17 protein-coding genes are annotated in these 16,476 nt (G+C 67.7%); 7 read left to right on the forward strand and 10 right to left on the reverse strand.

Translation table 11 applies throughout. The features are described 5' to 3' along the window. Positions 1-245: 245 nt before the first annotated feature. Positions 246-827, reverse strand: coding sequence for a TetR/AcrR family transcriptional regulator (locus tag ON32_RS12120; RefSeq protein ID WP_083874468.1), 582 nt, complete (start codon positions 825-827; stop codon positions 246-248). A 72-nt stretch (positions 828-899) separates the two neighbouring features. Between ON32_RS12120 and ON32_RS12125 the strand changes: the two genes are divergently transcribed. Further along, the gene (locus ON32_RS12125; protein WP_040790965.1) at positions 900-1,760 is read left to right on the forward strand and encodes an alpha/beta fold hydrolase; all 861 of its coding nucleotides are present in this window, start codon (positions 900-902) and stop codon (positions 1,758-1,760) included. A 14-nt stretch (positions 1,761-1,774) separates the two neighbouring features. Here the strand turns inward: ON32_RS12125 and ON32_RS12130 are convergent, their stop codons facing one another. After that, positions 1,775-2,005, reverse strand: coding sequence for a hypothetical protein (locus ON32_RS12130; protein ID WP_040790966.1), 231 nt, complete (start codon positions 2,003-2,005; stop codon positions 1,775-1,777). A gap of 514 nt (positions 2,006-2,519) precedes the next feature. Next, positions 2,520-3,014 (reverse strand): MFS transporter, encoded by a 495-nt coding sequence (locus ON32_RS12135; RefSeq protein ID WP_157224178.1) that lies wholly within the window; start codon positions 3,012-3,014, stop codon positions 2,520-2,522. 206 nt (positions 3,015-3,220) lie between these two features. On the opposite strand from ON32_RS12135, the gene ON32_RS12140 reads away from it, so the two are divergent. Genes ON32_RS12140 through ON32_RS12150 form a run of 3 tightly spaced genes read left to right on the forward strand, consistent with a single transcriptional unit; the run spans position 3,221 to position 6,006 of the window. Further along, a complete protein-coding gene (locus tag ON32_RS12140; protein ID WP_040790967.1) occupies positions 3,221-3,856 on the forward strand; it encodes a precorrin-8X methylmutase in 636 nt (211 codons plus the stop codon). Next, the gene (locus ON32_RS12145) at positions 3,853-5,394 is read left to right on the forward strand and encodes a precorrin-2 C(20)-methyltransferase (RefSeq protein WP_040790968.1); all 1,542 of its coding nucleotides are present in this window, start codon (positions 3,853-3,855) and stop codon (positions 5,392-5,394) included. Before ON32_RS12140 ends, ON32_RS12145 begins: the two co-directional genes overlap by 4 nt. A gap of 27 nt (positions 5,395-5,421) precedes the next feature. After that, positions 5,422-6,006 carry a PadR family transcriptional regulator gene (locus ON32_RS12150; protein WP_040790969.1) on the forward strand — a complete coding sequence of 195 codons (585 nt, stop codon included), beginning with the start codon at positions 5,422-5,424 and terminating at the stop codon, positions 6,004-6,006. Here ON32_RS12150 and ON32_RS12155 read toward each other — a convergent pair. The 4 genes from ON32_RS12155 to dprE2 all read right to left on the reverse strand — a co-directional run bounded on the left by ON32_RS12155 (position 5,916) and on the right by dprE2 (position 9,426). Then, complete coding sequence (locus ON32_RS12155; protein WP_281032228.1) at positions 5,916-6,701, reverse strand: cobalt-precorrin-6A reductase; 786 nt, start codon at positions 6,699-6,701, stop codon at positions 5,916-5,918. The genes ON32_RS12150 and ON32_RS12155 overlap by 91 nt on opposite strands. An 11-nt stretch (positions 6,702-6,712) precedes the next feature. Continuing rightward, positions 6,713-7,330, reverse strand: coding sequence for a DUF8020 domain-containing protein (locus ON32_RS12160; protein WP_040790970.1), 618 nt, complete (start codon positions 7,328-7,330; stop codon positions 6,713-6,715). A gap of 93 nt (positions 7,331-7,423) precedes the next feature. Continuing rightward, entirely contained in the window at positions 7,424-8,668 is a 1,245-nt protein-coding gene (locus ON32_RS12165) for a bifunctional cobalt-precorrin-7 (C(5))-methyltransferase/cobalt-precorrin-6B (C(15))-methyltransferase (RefSeq protein WP_040790971.1), read from the reverse strand. After that, positions 8,665-9,426, reverse strand: a complete 762-nt coding sequence (gene dprE2, locus ON32_RS12170; protein ID WP_040790972.1) for a decaprenylphospho-beta-D-erythro-pentofuranosid-2-ulose 2-reductase — start codon at positions 9,424-9,426, stop codon at positions 8,665-8,667. The genes ON32_RS12165 and dprE2 overlap by 4 nt, the downstream gene beginning before the upstream one ends. Before the next feature lie 146 nt (positions 9,427-9,572). On the opposite strand from dprE2, the gene ON32_RS27065 reads away from it, so the two are divergent. Next, entirely contained in the window at positions 9,573-9,995 is a 423-nt protein-coding gene (locus ON32_RS27065) for a hypothetical protein (protein WP_051133160.1), read from the forward strand. 105 nt (positions 9,996-10,100) lie between these two features. Beyond that, positions 10,101-10,505 carry a PPOX class F420-dependent oxidoreductase gene (locus ON32_RS12180; RefSeq protein WP_040791243.1) on the forward strand — a complete coding sequence of 135 codons (405 nt, stop codon included), beginning with the start codon at positions 10,101-10,103 and terminating at the stop codon, positions 10,503-10,505. Here the strand turns inward: ON32_RS12180 and ON32_RS12185 are convergent. Then, positions 10,492-11,619, reverse strand: a complete 1,128-nt coding sequence (locus tag ON32_RS12185) for a M24 family metallopeptidase (protein ID WP_040790973.1) — start codon at positions 11,617-11,619, stop codon at positions 10,492-10,494. The genes ON32_RS12180 and ON32_RS12185 overlap by 14 nt on opposite strands. A gap of 200 nt (positions 11,620-11,819) precedes the next feature. On the opposite strand from ON32_RS12185, the gene ON32_RS12190 reads away from it, so the two are divergent. Then, positions 11,820-12,755, forward strand: a complete 936-nt coding sequence (locus tag ON32_RS12190; RefSeq protein WP_051133161.1) for a 5'-3' exonuclease — start codon at positions 11,820-11,822, stop codon at positions 12,753-12,755. Between the two features lie 104 nt (positions 12,756-12,859). Here the strand turns inward: ON32_RS12190 and ON32_RS30530 are convergent, their stop codons facing one another. Both ON32_RS30530 and ON32_RS12200 read right to left on the reverse strand, forming a co-directional pair. Continuing rightward, complete coding sequence (locus ON32_RS30530; RefSeq protein WP_051133211.1) at positions 12,860-13,696, reverse strand: DUF4333 domain-containing protein; 837 nt, start codon at positions 13,694-13,696, stop codon at positions 12,860-12,862. Between the two features lie 78 nt (positions 13,697-13,774). Continuing rightward, positions 13,775-16,474 carry a DEAD/DEAH box helicase gene (locus ON32_RS12200; RefSeq protein WP_373284295.1) on the reverse strand — a complete coding sequence of 900 codons (2,700 nt, stop codon included), beginning with the start codon at positions 16,472-16,474 and terminating at the stop codon, positions 13,775-13,777. Positions 16,475-16,476: the final 2 nt, after the last annotated feature.

Genomic DNA, 16,476 nt, shown 5'->3' on the forward strand with positions numbered 1-16,476 from the left:
GCGGACATCACGAGCGGCGTATCCGGCGTCGGGCGACCCGACCGCGCCGCGACGCCACTCCCCTGACCGATGTCCATGGTGCTACCCGCCCTTCACAGAACTGCGCTCACCTTACTGGATGCACCCGCCGGTCGACCGGCTTCCGCGGTCTGTCCGCTTCGCCCCAGCGGTGCGTCACCATAGCCCCGGGTCACCCGAAGCATTCTGTCCCGCAGGAGGATCGCGACGGATCCGACAGGCATCCCTCATCTCTCACCACACGATGCCGCGTCCACCCGGTCGGCCATGGCGCGACCGGCGGCGTGTAGCGGCTCGGCGCTGCGTAACGTGCGGCTCAGCACGAAAGCGCCCTCGAGCGCTCCGATCACCGCCAGGAACAGATCGCGCGCGGCGGCGGGGGACAGACCGCGGCGCACGAAGTAGTCGGTGCCCTGGTCGATCCAGGACGTCATCACTTCCGCTGTCACCGCGCGCAGCTCCGGTTCGCTGTCGGCGATCTCTCCGGCGACCGTTGCGACCGGGCACATATTCATCCAGGCGGTCTGCTCGATCGTCTCGGCCGCCGAGGCGAAGGCCGCACGCACACCCTCGCGTAGGTCCTCGTGGGGATCCATCAGCAGCGGCAGGAGCTGAATGTAGGCGGCTCCGGAGGCGCGGAGAGCTTCGGCGGCGATCTGCGGTTTTCCGCCGGGGAAATGATGATAGAGCGAGCCCATGGGGGCTCGGGCCAGTTCCGCCACCTGTTTGACCGAGGTGGCGCTGTAACCCTGGCGACGCATCAGCTCGGCCATGGCCGTGGTGATCCGCTCGCGGGTGCCGGTTGACATCTTCTCTCCCACTCACCCAGACTAGAACACACGCTCTAGAGTGATCGCTCTAGAGAGATCGGAAGGAGTGGTATGCCGATCGTCGATCTACCCGCCGGCCGGGTCCACTACGTCGAACGCGGCGCCGCGGCGCCGGACCGGCCCACCGTCGTGCTGCTGCACGGCCTGCTCATGAACCACACGATCTGGGATCGGGTCATCGACCTACTCCCCGACGATTTCCGCTACGTCCTGCCCGACCTCCCCCTCGGCGCCCACCCGATCCCCTTGAATCCCGACGCCGAACTCGATCTGCGCGGCCTGAACCGGCTCATCGCCGATTTCCTGACCGCCCTGGACCTGCGCGATGTCACCCTCGTACACAGCGACTGGGGCGGCGGCCTGTTCCTCACCTCCTATGGGTGGGACGAGCGGGTCGGCCGGATCATCGCCCTACCCTGCGAAGCCTTCGACAACTTCCCTCCCGGCCTCCCCGGGAAGATGGCGACCGTGGCGGTGCACATACCGGGCGGCATCACCTTGGCCCTGCACCAACTGCGGATACGCCGGCTGCGCAACTCGCCCCTGCTGTTCGGCCACATGGCGCGCAATCCCCTACCGGACGAGCTGGTGCACGGTTGGACCGAACCCGGCCTGCGTAGTGCAGAGATACGCCGCGACCTGCACAAATACGCCACATCCACATTCCACGGGCCCGACCTCGTCGCCCGCACCGAAGCGCTGCGGAATTTCACCGGGCCGGCATTGATCCTGTGGTCCTCGGCGGGCAAGGTGATGCCCCGTGAGCACGGCCGACGCCTGGCCGATCTGCTACCGAACGGCCGACTCGTCGAAATCGATGACGCCTATGTGCTGTCCATGATCGACCAACCGGAGGCCGTCGCCCATGCCATGACCGAGTTCCTCACCCGAACCCGCGCCGACAGATCCTGAAACGAACTCCGAGCTCAGGTCCACAGGCTGCGACACGGCAGTGGGGGCAGGTGCTCCTGCACGTTCTCGTCGATGGTCACCACGGCCCCGGTGGTGGACGCGGCCGCCGCGAACCGACGCGCCACATGGTGATCGTCCTGGTAGTCGAGTTCCACCGGCGGGTTGGCGAAACACACTCGGATGTGACACACACCCGGATGGTGGTCGTGTCCGCCGGCAATGTTCTGATTCGCCCGTACAGCCATCGTGCCAATTCCCGAAATTGTCGTTCGGCCGGCATGGTGGCGGCTCGTGATCGCGACCACGCCGGTAGAGGTCTCCAGCCTGGAGCATCCGGCCGGCGACCGCATCGGTAGAAACCGGTCACCCACCTAGGTGGTTCAACCGTCGATACAAGGAGAGGGCGGCGGCGAAGAGGCCATCGAGAAGAACGCCGGGCGTCCGGCGGCCACCGCAGAAAACGCACATCGGCCGCGACGACCGGCCGATCCCGCCTGCCGCACATCGGGTGAGCATTCGTTCATCCGATACTTTCGAGTGGTTTCGAGTGGTTTCGAGTGGTTTCGAGTGGTATCGAGTGGTATCGAGTGGTATCGCCATCCGAATATACGACTCCGCTACCGGCCATGCTCCGGATCGGGGAGCGGGAGGCCGAGCCGAGCGGCGACGAGCGGGACCGCACAGAGGTGGTGAGCACGGCCTGCGGACCGCATCGGTCGGCCAATGCACCGAATGCGGGCAGCAGCAGTCCATCGGCGCTCACCCCGATCCCAGGGTGACCCCGGCGGCGGTACCGGGACGTGACGGGAGATAGTCCTGCCCCGATCGCACCAGGACTGCGAACGGAACGTCGACGGCCATACCGGTGAGCACCGCACACAGCAGAGCGAACAACGGGTGCGGCACCATACGTAGGGCGAGCAATACCGGAACAGCGGCGACGCTGCCGATTCGGACCACCCGCACCATACCGATCCGGTCGGTCAACCACCCGCCACCATGCCCGAGACACCCCACCATCAGCGCCGCCAACGCCACACCGCCCAGGGCCGGTATCGCACGTAACTCCTCGACCCAATACAGCGCCAGGAAGGTGACGAGCGCGGCGAAGACCACCGATCGCACCACCGCGACGGCGATCGACACCCGAACGGCGACCATCGGTCGTGGCCGCCGGTATGCGCCGCCGACGCCACGATCGCCGTCCCACACATCCGATGGCGCCGGCCGAGGCCGAGCGGAACGGGGCGACACCGGTCGCTCCGACGGTCGATAGGAGCCCGTATCCCCCGTATCCGTCGACCCCTACGACGCCTCCTGTGCGCATCTCGGCCGACTCCATGGCCGTGACCCGCGGAAACGACGTATACCACTGGAGGTGCTTCCGTCCGCGAACTCACCCTCGGTCCGCGCCGGCACCCGCACCGTACCGCCGGGACAGGCCGGAATATGGTGTCCGCATGCCCGACACGCATGTTCCGTACCTCACCGATGCGGCCGAGATCTACCGCCGCTCGTTCTCGATCATTCGATCGGAGGCCGACCTGGAACGCTTCCCGGCGGATGTCGAGCAGGTCGTGGTGCGGATGATCCACGGGGCCGGACAGGTCGATCTGGCCGATGACGTGCTGTTCACCCCGGGTGTGGTGGCCGCGGCGCGGGAGGCGCTGCAAGCGGGCGCACCTATTCTGTGTGATGCGAACATGGTGGCCTCGGGGGTCACCCGTACCCGGTTGCCCGCCGATAACGACGTCGTCTGCCTGCTCCGGGATCCACGAGTGCCGGAGTTGTCCGCGAGGTTGGGGACCACCCGATCGGCGGCGGCCCTGGAACTGTGGCGTGACCGGCTCGACGGTGCGGTGGTCGCGATCGGGAACGCGCCGACGGCGCTGTTCCATCTACTGGACATGATCGCGGCCGGTGCGCCGACCCCGGCGGCCGTGCTGGGTATCCCGGTCGGGTTCGTGGGAGCCGCCGAATCCAAGGAGGTCTTGGCCGCCACGTCCGGAATCGAATACCTGACCGTGCGGGGTCGGCGCGGCGGCAGCGCCGTCACCGCCTCGGCATTGAACGCGATCGCGAGCGAAGCGGAATGACCGGCAACGCGGGGAAACTGTGGGGGATCGGGCTCGGACCGGGCGATCCGGAACTGGTGACCGTGAAGGCGGCGCGGGTGATCGGCGAGGTCGATGTGATCGCGTTCCACAGCGCACGGCACGGGCGCAGTATCTCGCGGGGAATCGCGGCCCCCTATATGCGGCCCGGCCAGCTCGAGGAGCACCTCGTCTATCCGGTGACCACGGAGACCACCGATCATCCCGGTGGATACCAGGGCGCCATCGACGAGTTCTACGAGCAGGCCGCGCAGCGGCTGGCCGCCCACCTGGCGGCGGGACGGTCGGTGGCGCTGCTCGCGGCCGGTGACCCGCTGTTCTACAGCTCCTATATGCATATGCACCGGCGGTTGTCCGACCGGTTCGAGACGGAGATCGTTCCGGGGATCACCTCGGTGAGTGCGGCCTCGGCGGCATTGGGAACACCCCTGGTGGAGGGCGAGCAGGTGTTGACCGTACTGCCGGGCACCATGCCGACCGAGGAACTCACCCGCCGGCTGCGCGACACCGATGCGGCCGCGATCATGAAGCTGGGCCGCACCTATCCGAATGTGCTTCGAGCTCTGGACGATTCCGGACGACTCGACCGGGCCTACTACGTGGAGCGGGCCAGCACCACCCGGCAGCGGGTGGACGCCGCCGCGGATGTGGATGCCGAGGACGTCCCGTATTTCGCCATTACGATCGTGCCGGGACCGGAACCCACCGGTCCGATAACGACCGGACCCACGATACGAACCTCGACCGATTCGGCCGATACGAACACCGACCGCGGAGTCGGTGAGGTCGTGGTGGTCGGACTCGGTCCCGGCGATCGGGACTGGACCACCCCGGAAGTCGACCGGGAACTCGCCCGGGCGACCGATATCGTCGGCTACACCACCTATGTGAATCGGGTGCCGGTGCGTCCCGGCCAGCGCCGGCACGCCAGCGACAACCGGGTGGAATCCGAACGCGCCGCCATGGCCTTGGACCTGGCGCGGCGCGGCGCCCGGGTGGCAGTGGTGTCCTCCGGCGATCCGGGGGTGTTCGCCATGGCGGCCGCGGTGCTGGAGGAATCCGCCGATCCCCAGTGGGCGGGGGTGCCGGTGCGAGTCCTGCCGGGGGTGACCGCGGCGAATGCTGTGGCGAGCCGGGTGGGCGCGCCACTCGGACACGACTATGCGGTGATCTCACTGTCGGATCGGCTGAAACCGTGGGAGATCGTGGCCCGTCGGTTGTCGGCGGTGGCCGCCGCCGATATGGCCATCGCGATCTACAATCCGGCCTCCCGACAACGCACCTGGCAGGTGGGGGCAATGCGGGAGCTGCTGCTGGAACACCGCAAACCGGACACACCGGTGGTACTCGGCCGCGATGTCGGCGGGCCGACCGAATCGGTGCGCGTGGTCACGCTCGACGAACTGGACCCCACCGAGGTGGATATGCGGACGCTGCTCATCATCGGCGCGTCCACCACTTCCGTGGTCGAGACCGAGGACGGTACGCGAGTGTTCACTTCCCGGCGCTATCGAGCCTGAGCACCTCCCATCCGATAACATTCCACTGTGGAAGCTTCAAAAGGGAAAGACGCGGCGGACGGCGGGCGCCGGCGGCAGCTGAACTCCACGGCGGCCTCACTGTTGGGGTTCCTGCACGAGGGACCGATGTCGGGGTGGGATCTGGTGACCCTGGCCCAGGAGCGGATCGGGGATTTCTGGACGATCACTCAGAGCCAGGTGTATCGGGAACTCGCCACCATGTCCGCCGACGGACTGGTGGTCAAGGGAGAAACCGGCGCTCGCGAACGCACCCCGTACCACATCACCGACGCCGGACGGGAGGAGTTCGCCGCTTGGATAGCCCGCGACCCGGGCACCGAGACCATCCGCGTTCCACTCCTGCTGACCCTGAACTTCGGCGATCACCTCGACCGCGCCCAACTCGAGTCCTTCATCGAAGCCGGCCGCCGAGTACATCGGGAACGGCTGGAACGCTACCTCACCGAGGACGCCGAAGGCCTACCCCCACATCGACGCGCCACCCTCGAATTCGGAATCGCCTACGAGCGCGCCGTATTGGAGTGGTTCGATCGGTTGCCCGAAATACTCGACTCCCCACCATCCGGCAACCGCTCGACCAACAGCCGATAGGTCTCGGCAACCGTTTCGGCGGCGGTGATACCCGGCGGTATCGGTGGCCGGTTCACCATCACCACCGGAATGCCGAGCCCACGAGCGGCGACGAGTTTGGCGTAGGTCGAATCACCGCCACTGTCCTTGGTCACCAGCACATCGATGCGATGACGGACCATCAACTCGGTTTCCTCCGCGACGGTGAACGGCCCACGGGCGAGCAGGATCTCGTGTCGTGGCGGCAGCGGATCCTCGGGAGGATCGATCGCGCGGATCAGGAACCACGGCCGACTCGCCTCGGCGAACGCGGCCACCCCCTGGCGGCCGATGGTGAGCAGAATTCGCTCGCCCAATCCCACGGATGTGGCGACGGCCGTGGCCAGATCGGGTACTCGCCACCACCGATCCCCGGGCCCGGCGGTCCACCCCGGCCGAGCGAACCGGATCAGTGGGATGTCCAGGGCGGCGGTGGCCGCAACGGCGTTTTCCGTCATGGTCGCGGCGAACGGATGCGTGGCATCCACTACGGCATGAATATCGTTGTCACACAACCATTTCTGCAAGCCCGCGACACCGCCGAAACCGCCGATCCGGACGGCGCCCGCGGGCAACAAGGGGTCGCGAACGCGTCCGGCGAGCGAGGAGACGATATCGAATCCCCGCTCGCCGGACAGCATTCGGGCCAGTTCCCGGGCCTCCCGGGTCCCGCCCAACAGCAGAATTCTCAGGGCTGGCCGCTGAAGTAGGCGATACCGGCATTCAGCAGCGACGGACCACCCGCCACCGCCAGACCGATGACCGCACCCAATACGGCACCCGGAATCAGACCGACGCCGAAGAACACCAGGCCGATCGCAGCACCGATGAGACCACCCACCAGAGCACCCAGGGACGCCCGCTGCAGTTCATCCATGAACCACTGCTGCGCGCCGATGAACTCGGCCTGAGCCGGCGCACCAGCGACGGGTTCGGCCTGCGGGGTGAGGGTGAGTCGGCTGCTGTCGGCATCGATCTCGGCGGCGATCTCCACCGGCCGGCCGGCGGCCTCGACGGTCAACGGAATGCTGGTGATCTCCTGCCCGGCGGCGTTGGTCAGGACCACCGACTTCTTGTCGGAGGTCAAGCTGAACGTGCCTCCGGTAACGGTGGTGACCACCGACCGACCGGCCTCGGCGAGGGCCAGGGTGTAATCGACGCCCTGATCGCTACCGGTCACCTCGGTGGCGGCGGCACCCTGCTCCTGACCCGGCGCGGGAGCCGGGGCGGCATGGACGGTACCGGCGCTGACTCCGGTGGCCGCAATGGCCAGCAGGGCCGTCGCGGCGAACTTCTTGTATTTCATTTATCTCCCCAGATGAAAATCGGACCCGACCATGATCGGGACTCGAACAGACATTACTCGCCGAACCCGTCGGAGATAACCGTGTCGTCCCGATTATGTGAATCCCGCACCCGTTGCCTTCGTCACCGACCATTGGGTCACCGGCAACTGCGGCCGCCACGTGGTGAATCGTCCCAGTGGCTCGCCCCGGTAGATCTGAAACCGGCGCAATTCGCCACCATGCGCCGACGCCCACCCCACCAACAGCGTCTCCGATTCGGCGGTCACCGCGGTGGCGACCAGCCGACCGCCCGGGCGCAACCGGGCCCAACAGCTGTCGAACAGATCAGGCCGGGTGAGACCGCCACCGAGGAATATCGCGTCCGGTGGAGTGGATTCGACGGTTTCCAGCGCGGCGGGAACCTCACCGCGGATTTCCACCTCGGGCACCCCCAGCGCGGTCGCATTGGCGGCGATCTGTTCCCGCCGGCGCTCGAGCAGCTCGAAGGTGACGGCCCGACAACTCGGATGGGTGCGACACCATTCGATGGCGATGGTGCCCGACCCCCCACCGATATCCCACAGCAGTTCCCCGGGAGCGGGGGCGAGCGCCGACAGGGTGAGGGCGCGTACCTCGGCCTTGGTGAGCTGGCCGTCGCCGCCGTACACGGTGTCGGGTAGGCCGGGGACACGGGTCAGACGCGGATGTTCCGGGTCGGCGGCGGTTTCGATCGCGACGATATTGAGCGGATCGCCGGGCGGCGCGTCCCATTCGCCGGCCACACCGCACACGATACGTTCCGCCGGGCCACCGAGCTGTTCCAGAACGGTGACGGTGGAAGAACGGAAACCGTTGTTGCACAACAGCTCCACCACCCGACGGGGAGTCTCGGCATCGGCGCTCAACACCAGCACCCGCCGCCGGTCGGACAATTCGGGCAATACCCGGGCCACCGGCCGACCGACCACACTGACAATGCCCACCTCCGGCAGCGACCAACCCAGCCGCGCGCACGCCAGCGACGCCGACGACGGTTGTGGCAGCACCCGCAGGGCCTCCGGGCCGAGCAGTCGGGCCAATGTGGTGCCGATCCCGTAGAACATCGGATCACCACTGGCGAGCACCCCCAGTCGAGTATCGCGGTACTCGTCCAACAGGCGTGGCAACGCGGGCAGTAGCGGAGACGGCCAAGGCACCCGATGCGCCGGCACCTCGTCCGGGAGCAATGCCAGCTGGCGGGACGAACCCAGCAGCACCTCGCATTCACGTATCGCCGCCCGCGCGATACCGCTCAGACCCTCCCAGCCGTCGGCGCCGATACCGACCACCGGGATACGCGGCTCCGACCGGTCGCTCATCGCGGCATCCGCCGCCAGATTACTTGCGGGAGCAGTCGCATACCGAAGAAGACCGGCCGCAGTATCCCGGGAATCCATACCCGGCCCGCACGGCGACCCAATGCGTCCACCACCGCGTCGGCGACCTGGGCGGGGGTACTGGAGAACGGGGCCGGTGTCATTCCCTCCGTCATCCGGCCGATGACGAAACCCGGACGGGCGAGCAGAAGATGCACCCCGCTACCGTGCAGCGCGTCGCCGAGACCGCTCGCGAAACCGTCCAACCCGGCCTTGGCCGAACCGTAGACATAGTTGGCGCGCCGCACCCGAATACCGGCGACCGAACCGAACACCACGATCTGCCCGCTGCCCTGGACGCGCAGCTCGTTCGCCAGGACGGTCAGCACACTGATCTGGGCGATGTAGTCGGTGTGCACCACCGCCAGGGCATGTTCCGGATCACGTTCGGCGCGCGCCTGATCGCCGAGAACACCGAATGCGAGGACCGCCACCCCGATGGGACCGTGCTCGGCCACGATCTTCGACAGCAGCGCCGGATGGCTCGCGGTATCGTCGGCGTCGAACTCGACCGGGTACACCGCCGTCGCACCGGCCGCGGTGAGCGTCGCGGTCTCGTCCGCGAGGTCGGCGCTACGCCGAGCCGCCAATACCACCTCCCGCCCCGACGCCAGCCTCCGCGCCACCTCCATACCGATTTCACTGCGCCCCCCGAGAACCAGCACCGTTCCGGAGTCGATTCCGCGCACACGACGTTTCATACGCCCAGTCTGACATTCGCCCACTCCGCCTCCGCCGGCGCTCGCCGACCCGCCGGACGATGGACCACCGCACGAGGACATACGTTCTCCCCGGCCCTGGAACGAGGGGCATGCGATGACCGAACGAACCCCTTAACGTCCCCGGTATGCATCGACAGGGACAACCGTATTCGCCGACGCAGGTTCCGGTGCTGATCGAAGCCACGGATTCCTCCGTCATAGGTAGACCGATCGGACTGCCGATGCTGGTCGAATTCGCGCCCGGGCTCCGATTCCGACTGCGGCCCGGGCAGAATCACCTCGCCCTGCCACCGGGGTACTACCACGCCCGGTTGTGGTCGCAGTACACCTTCTGGCATGTCGGCAAGGCGACGCTCGATATCGATACCACCCGGGGGCCGGTCCGGTTCTTCTACGCGGCGCCGCACACCATCTACCACAGCGGTGCGGCCGGTTTCCATCCGCAGGAACGCCCGGGAGGGTCGTGGCGTACGGCCTATTACCTGCTGGCCCTGCTGGGCCTCGTCCTCTCGCTCATCCTGCTGTTCGTCGTGCTGACCCACTTCTGAGTCGAACACGGGTCCGGGTCGACACCTGTGCCCGACGCACATCACGAAACGTGTACTTCCGGAGTCGATCTCCACGCCCGAGGAGACGCCCGCTACGGTCGGCTGATGACCACCGGCACTGTCGAATTGTCCCCGGCCGCGCTCGAGTTCGTGACCGAGCGGCATCTGGCCACCCTGACCACTCTCCGCGCCGACGGCACTCCGCATGTGGTGGCGGTCGGATTCACCTGGGATCCCACGGCGGGGGTGGTGCGGGTGATCACCGACGGCAAATCGGTGAAGGCCCGTAATGTGCGCCGATCCGGATACGCCGCGGTGAGCCAGGTGGACGGTATTCGCTGGCTCACCCTCGAAGGCCCGGCCACCGTCCTCGACGATCCCGACAGCGTCGCCGAGGCCGTACGTCGCTATGCCGAACGGTATCGGGTGCCGCGGGAGAACCCGACCCGGGTGGTGATCGCCATCCGGGTCCGGCGGATGCTGTCGAGCAGCACGCTCAAAGCACTGTGAGCTCGTGCGGCCGGAGGTTCAGGGCTTCGTGGCCGTTCTCGGTGACCACCACGATGTCCTCGATCCGGGCACCCCATTCCCCGGTGAAATAGATACCGGGTTCGACGCTGAACGCCATTCCGGGCCGCAGTTCCAGGTCGTTGCCCGCCATGATGTAGGGCTCCTCGTGCACCGACAGACCGATACCGTGGCCGGTGCGGTGCACGAAAGCGGAGCCGAGCCCGGCATCGGTGAGGAGGTCACGGGCCGTGGCGTCCACTTCTCCGGCCCGAATCCCGGGTCGAACCGCGGCCACGGCGGCGGCCTGGGCCCGTTCCAGCTCGTCGTAACGGGCGGTGATCCGCGTATCGGGTTCGCCGAGGACGTAGGTTCTGGTGGAATCGGAGTAGTAGCCCGGTTCCACGGGACCACCGATATCGACGACCACCACATCCCCCTGTTCGATCCGCCGATCGGACAGCTCGTGGTGCGGGCTCGCGCCATTGGGTCCGCTACCGACGATGACGAAGGCCGCCTCGGAATGCCCCTCGGCCAAGATGGCCTCGGCGATATCGCGGCCCACCTCGGCCTCGGTGCGACCCACCCGCAGCCACTCCCCCATCCGGGCGTGCACCCGGTCGATGGCGGCGCCCGCGCGACGCAGCGCCTCGATCTCGGCCTCATCCTTGATCATGCGCAGTTCCCGCAGGACCGGGGTTGCCGAGACGGGCAGTCCGCTGAACGATTCCGCCAGCGGCAACAGGTGCCGAGCCGGCATCTCCTCGGCCACCGCCACCCGGGAGCCCACGTGCAGTGTCGACCGGACCAGTTGATAGGGGTCGGTGCCGTCGACCCAGTCCAGCACCTGCAACCCGAGTTCGCTCACCGCCGACTCCGCCAGTCCCGGCAGCTCCAGTTTCGGGACCACCACCGAGGGGGTGGCATTGTCGGCGGTGATCACCAGGCAGGTGAGTCGTTCGAACGACTGGGCGCGGGATCCGATCAGATACCGCAGATCGGGCCCCGGGGTGATCAGCAGGGCGTCGAGATGGGCCTTGCGCATCGCCTGCACCGCCCGCTCCAGCCGCTCACCGTAGACATTCGCCGCGAACCGTGACTCCGTGTGCCCGTTCATGGTCTCGACGTTACCTCGCCGCGCCGCGCTCGGTGGGCTGCCCGGCCGCGCCCGCGTGGTGACTCCCGTGCGGCGATATCGAGGCTGTGGTGGGGCGCCGTCGGCGTCGATGCCCGACCGCACGACACCGTGTTTCTCGTGTCGGCGGTGCCGGGTAGCCTCGGCGGGTGACCTCCACCGATTCGTCGCCTGCACCACTGATGTTGCTCGACGGGGCGAGCCTGTGGTTTCGCGCCTTCCACGCCATTCCGGAGAAGATCACCGCGCCCGACGGACGCCCGGTGAACGCGCTGCGAGGTTTCACCGATATGGTTGCCGCACTCATCACCCGGTATCGACCGGGACGGCTGGTGGTCTGTCTCGATCTGGACTGGCGGCCGGGTTTCCGGGTGGATCTGGTGCCCACCTACAAAACCCATCGCCTGGCCACCGCCGCCGACGCCGACCCCGGCGCCGAGGAGGTTCCCGATACTCTCACCCCGCAGGTCGACATGATCATGCAGGTACTGGCCGCAGCCGGAATCGCCACCGGCGGCGCCGAGGGACTGGAGGCCGACGATGTGCTCGGCACCCTCGCCACCCAGGAGCTCGCCGATCCGGTGATCGTCGTCAGCGGCGACCGTGATCTGTTACAACTGGTCCGCGATACTCCGCAATCACCGGTGCGGGTGCTGTACGCGGGTCGAGGTCTGGCCAAGGCAGAGCTGTTCGGCCCGGCCGAGGTCGCCGCCAAATACGGTGTGCCGCAGGAGAACGCGGGCCCCGCCTACGCCGATATGGCCACCCTACGCGGCGATTCCTCCGACGGCCTGCCCGGCGTACCCGGGATCGGGGAGAAGACGGCGGCCGGCCTCATCTCCCGTTTCGGATCGTTGGAAACGCTCATGGCCGCCATCGACGACCCCGACGCCGATATCGCCCAGGGCGTCCGCGCCAAACTCCGGAATGCCCAGGACTATCTGAAGGCCGCCGCCCCGGTGGTCCGCGTCGTCCGCGACGCCACCGTAATGCTGTCCCGGCCCGATATCCTGCACCCCGCTCCCGCCGACCCGGACAAACTGCGAGAGTTGGCCGCGACCTACAACGCTGCAAGCCCTGTCGAGCGCCTCATCGAGGCCATTACCGGATCGGCCTGAGCTACCGGATCGGCCTGAGCCGGACGTGGCCCGGAGAATAGACCGCATCCCGACGATCCCCGGCCGCCTCCGAGCGATACGGCCGGGGATCGCGGGTATTCGGCTCAACTGGGACGGCCGACCTCGTAGGTCCCGTCCTCCTTGGTGATCTTGATATTCACCGTCTTGGCCTCCCCGCCCACCTTCAGCTCGCAGGTGAACGTGGCGTCGACCTTCACTTCCTGGCCGGACGGGCAGGTCACATCGCTGATGTCCTCGATCCCGTACGACTCCGACAGCACCTTCTGCACACCGTTCTGCAGGGCGCCCTGATCGAGTTCGTCCTTGGCGGTGAGGACCAGGATCAACGCGACGACACCGCCGACCACCGCCAATGCCAGGACCGCGAGACCGACGATGAGCCCGGTCTTCTTGCCACCGCCCGGTGTGGGGCCGGGCTGCCCACCCCACTGTTGCTGCGGCTGCTGCCCCCACTGCTGTTGCGGCTGTTGCCACTCCTGCGACTGCTGCTGCCCCCAATCCTGTTGCGGCTGCTGCCCCCACTGCGGCTGAGGCTGTTGTTGCGGTTGTTGCTGCGGCTGGGGCTGCCACTGTGGTTGTGGGTGCGGCTGGGACGGCTGCTGCCCGCCCCACTGCGGCTGGGGCTGCGACGGTTGCTGCGCCCCCCACTGCGGCTGAGATTGTCCCCACTGCTGCTGACCGCCCTGATCGCCCCACTTCTGCGTGGGCTGCGCCTGCTGCGGATCGGGTTGCTGCGCAAAGGGCTGCTGACCCCCCCACTGTTGCTGGGTCGGGTCGGCTCCGCCGGGGTGAGCGGGGCCGGGTGCGCCAGGGTTGTGTCCGGCCCCGCCGGGTGCCTGCTGTCCACCCCACACCTGGGTGGGATCGTTGCGTCCCTCCCCTGGGTTGGGGGCGCCGTTCGGTCCGTACGGGCCGCTCATCTGCTTGCCTCCACTCGCAATCGTCATACACACGGTAGCCCCCCGCGTGCGCATGAAATCAAATCACAATCAGGGTAATCACGCTGCGTCCACCGCGACGACACCCCGCCGAATCGCGCGCACCGCCTTGGCGGCGGTCGAGGCGACCTCCGGGTCGTCGGCAGTGTCGTGAATCTGGTCCAGCAGATCGATCACCTGCCGACACCAGCGCACGAAATCACCGGCCGACTGCGGCGTGTTCTGCTCGCCACCGGCGAACAGCGCTTCGGCCAGCGCCTCACCGCGGGCCCATTTGTAGATACCGGTGACAAACCCCAGATCCGGTTCCCGGGTCGGCTCCAGACGATGCTCGGCCTCGTCCGAGCGCAGCCGAGACCATTCGGCGATCGTGGCTGCGATGGCACGCCGAATCGGCGCCGTGGGACCGGCAGCGCCGAGGAACCCGCCCTCGGACCGCGACTCGTACACCAGGATCGATACCACCGCCGCCAGTTCCGCCGGCCCCAGGCCACGCCACAACCCCTGACGCAGACATTCGGCCACCAGCAGATCGCTTTCGGCATAGATACGGGCCAACCGGCGACCGTCCGCGGTGACCTCCCCGTCACGGACGAAACCACGTTCCTCCAGCAGTCCGACGATCCGATCGAAGGTGCGGGCCAACGAATTCGTGGTGGCGGCCACCTTCTGCCGCATACCCTCGGTCTCCCGCAGGATCCGGTGATACCGCTCGCCGATTCGGGCCAACTGCTCCCGGTCGGGCCGGGAATGCGCGGGATGCGAACGCAGACTGCGGCGCAGGGCCACCAGCTCGGCATCGTCGGCGGCCCGCGATCGACGGTCGCGTCGCGGCCGACCCGGCGCGGTGATACCGGTACTGCGCAGCGCCGCGGCCAGATCCCGCCGGGTGCGGGCGGTACGGTGGTCCACCCGGCGCGGCAGCCGCATCCGCCCCAACGGTTGCGCCGGCACCGGGAAATCGGCGGCCGAGACCCGGCCCGCCCACTTGTCCTCGGTGAGCACCAGGGGCCGCGGATCACCCGGCGTGGCATCCGGCTCCAGGATCACCGCCAGGCCCGCCCGGCGTCCGGTGGGTATGGCCACCACATCGCCGCGACGCAATGCGGTGAGCGCGGCGACGGCGGTTTCCCGCCGGTCGGCACGCGACCGCTGGGACAGCTGTTTCTCCCGTTGTTTGATCCGCTCCCGCAAGGCGAAATAGTCGAGGAACCCACTGTCCTCCCCGCCGAGCTGGGCGACGAGTTTGCGCAACTGGGCCTCGTTGCGTTCGATACCGCGCACCAGGCCCACCACCGAGCGGTCGGCCTGGAACTGGGCGAAGGACCGCTCCAACAACTGCCGCGACTCCTCGGCACCCATCCGGTCGATCAAATTGATCGACATGTTGTAGCCGGGACGGAACGAACTGCGCAGCGGATAGGTGCGGGTGGAGGCGAGCCCGGCAACCGCGCTGGTATCGACCTCGGGCTGCCACAGCACCACCGCATGGCCCTCCACATCGATACCGCGGCGGCCGGCACGCCCGGTGAGCTGGGTGTATTCGCCCGGAGTGAGTTCGGCGTGGGTTTCGCCGTTGAACTTGACCAGCCGCTCGAGCACCACCGTGCGAGCCGGCATATTGATGCCCAATGCCAAGGTCTCGGTGGCGAACACCGCCCGCACCAACCCGTTGACGAACAGTTCCTCCACGGTGTGCCGGAAGGCGGGCAGCATACCGGCATGGTGGGCGGCCAGACCTCGATGCAGCGCCTCCCGCCATTCCCAGTAACCGAGCACCTCCAGATCGCCGCGCGGCAGATCGCCGGTATGTTTCTCGATGATCTCGTCGATCCGCTCCCGATTGTCCTCGTCGCCCAGATCCAGCGACGAGCGCAGACACTGGGCGAGCGCACCGTCACAACCGGCGCGGCTGAAGATGAACACGATGGCGGGCAGCAGCCCTTCCTCGTCCAGTCGGGTCAGCAACTCCGGGCGCGGCAGCGGACGGAAGAAGCGACGCGGTCCCCCGCGCCCGCGGGGGCCGCCCCAGCCGTCCATCCGGTCGGCGGCCTCCCGATGCCGGATATAGCGCACCAGATCCTCGTCGACGACCACCCGCTGCTCCGAGGACGAGGTGTCGAACAGGTCGAACATCCGACGACCGACCATGACGTGCTGCCACAGCGGCACCGGGCGCGTCTCGTCCACCACCACTGCGGTATCACCGCGCACGGTCTCCATCCAGGCGCCGAACTCCTCGGCGTTCGACACCGTGGCCGACAGACTCACCAAACGCACCTCCGGCGACAGGTGCAGGATGACCTCTTCCCACACCGCACCGCGGAACCGGTCGGCCAGATAGTGCACCTCGTCCATCACCACATGCGACAGTGCCGCCAAGGCCTCGGACGAGGCGTAGATCATGTTCCGCAGCACCTCGGTGGTCATAACCACCACCTGGGCGTCGGGGTTGATCGATTGGTCCCCGGTGAGCAGCCCCACCCGTTCCCGGCCGTAGCGTTCGGTGAGATCGGCGAACTTCTGGTTGGACAGCGCCTTGATCGGGGTGGTGTAGAAGCATTTGCCGCCCGAGGCGAGCGCCAGATGGACCGCGAACTCGCCCACCACGGTCTTACCCGCGCCGGTGGGCGCGCAGACCAGCACGCTGTGCCCCTCTTCCAATGCGGTGCAGGCCTGGCGCTGGAAAGGATCGAGATCGAAGCGGAGCTGTGCGGCGAACCGCGCCAACTCCGCCGGCAGCGCCGTATGCGATATCACTT

This window comes from Nocardia paucivorans NBRC 100373 (genome assembly GCF_000308675.1).
In the GTDB taxonomy this organism is placed as follows: Bacteria; Actinomycetota; Actinomycetes; order Mycobacteriales; family Mycobacteriaceae; genus Nocardia; species Nocardia paucivorans.

Coding starts and splice junctions, on each gene's coding strand:
- ON32_RS12120 (WP_083874468.1), bottom strand. CDS start 827: ATGTCAACCGGCACCCGCGAGCGGATCACCACGGCCATGGCCGAGCTG.
- ON32_RS12125 (WP_040790965.1), top strand. CDS start 900: ATGCCGATCGTCGATCTACCCGCCGGCCGGGTCCACTACGTCGAACGC.
- ON32_RS12130 (WP_040790966.1), bottom strand. CDS start 2,005: ATGGCTGTACGGGCGAATCAGAACATTGCCGGCGGACACGACCACCAT.
- ON32_RS12140 (WP_040790967.1), top strand. CDS start 3,221: ATGCCCGACACGCATGTTCCGTACCTCACCGATGCGGCCGAGATCTAC.
- ON32_RS12145 (WP_040790968.1), top strand. CDS start 3,853: ATGACCGGCAACGCGGGGAAACTGTGGGGGATCGGGCTCGGACCGGGC.
- ON32_RS12160 (WP_040790970.1), bottom strand. CDS start 7,330: ATGAAATACAAGAAGTTCGCCGCGACGGCCCTGCTGGCCATTGCGGCC.
- ON32_RS12165 (WP_040790971.1), bottom strand. CDS start 8,668: ATGAGCGACCGGTCGGAGCCGCGTATCCCGGTGGTCGGTATCGGCGCC.
- dprE2 (WP_040790972.1), bottom strand. CDS start 9,426: ATGAAACGTCGTGTGCGCGGAATCGACTCCGGAACGGTGCTGGTTCTC.
- ON32_RS27065 (WP_051133160.1), top strand. CDS start 9,573: ATGCATCGACAGGGACAACCGTATTCGCCGACGCAGGTTCCGGTGCTG.
- ON32_RS12180 (WP_040791243.1), top strand. CDS start 10,101: ATGACCACCGGCACTGTCGAATTGTCCCCGGCCGCGCTCGAGTTCGTG.
- ON32_RS12185 (WP_040790973.1), bottom strand. CDS start 11,619: ATGAACGGGCACACGGAGTCACGGTTCGCGGCGAATGTCTACGGTGAG.
- ON32_RS12190 (WP_051133161.1), top strand. CDS start 11,820: ATGTTGCTCGACGGGGCGAGCCTGTGGTTTCGCGCCTTCCACGCCATT.
- ON32_RS30530 (WP_051133211.1), bottom strand. CDS start 13,696: ATGAGCGGCCCGTACGGACCGAACGGCGCCCCCAACCCAGGGGAGGGA.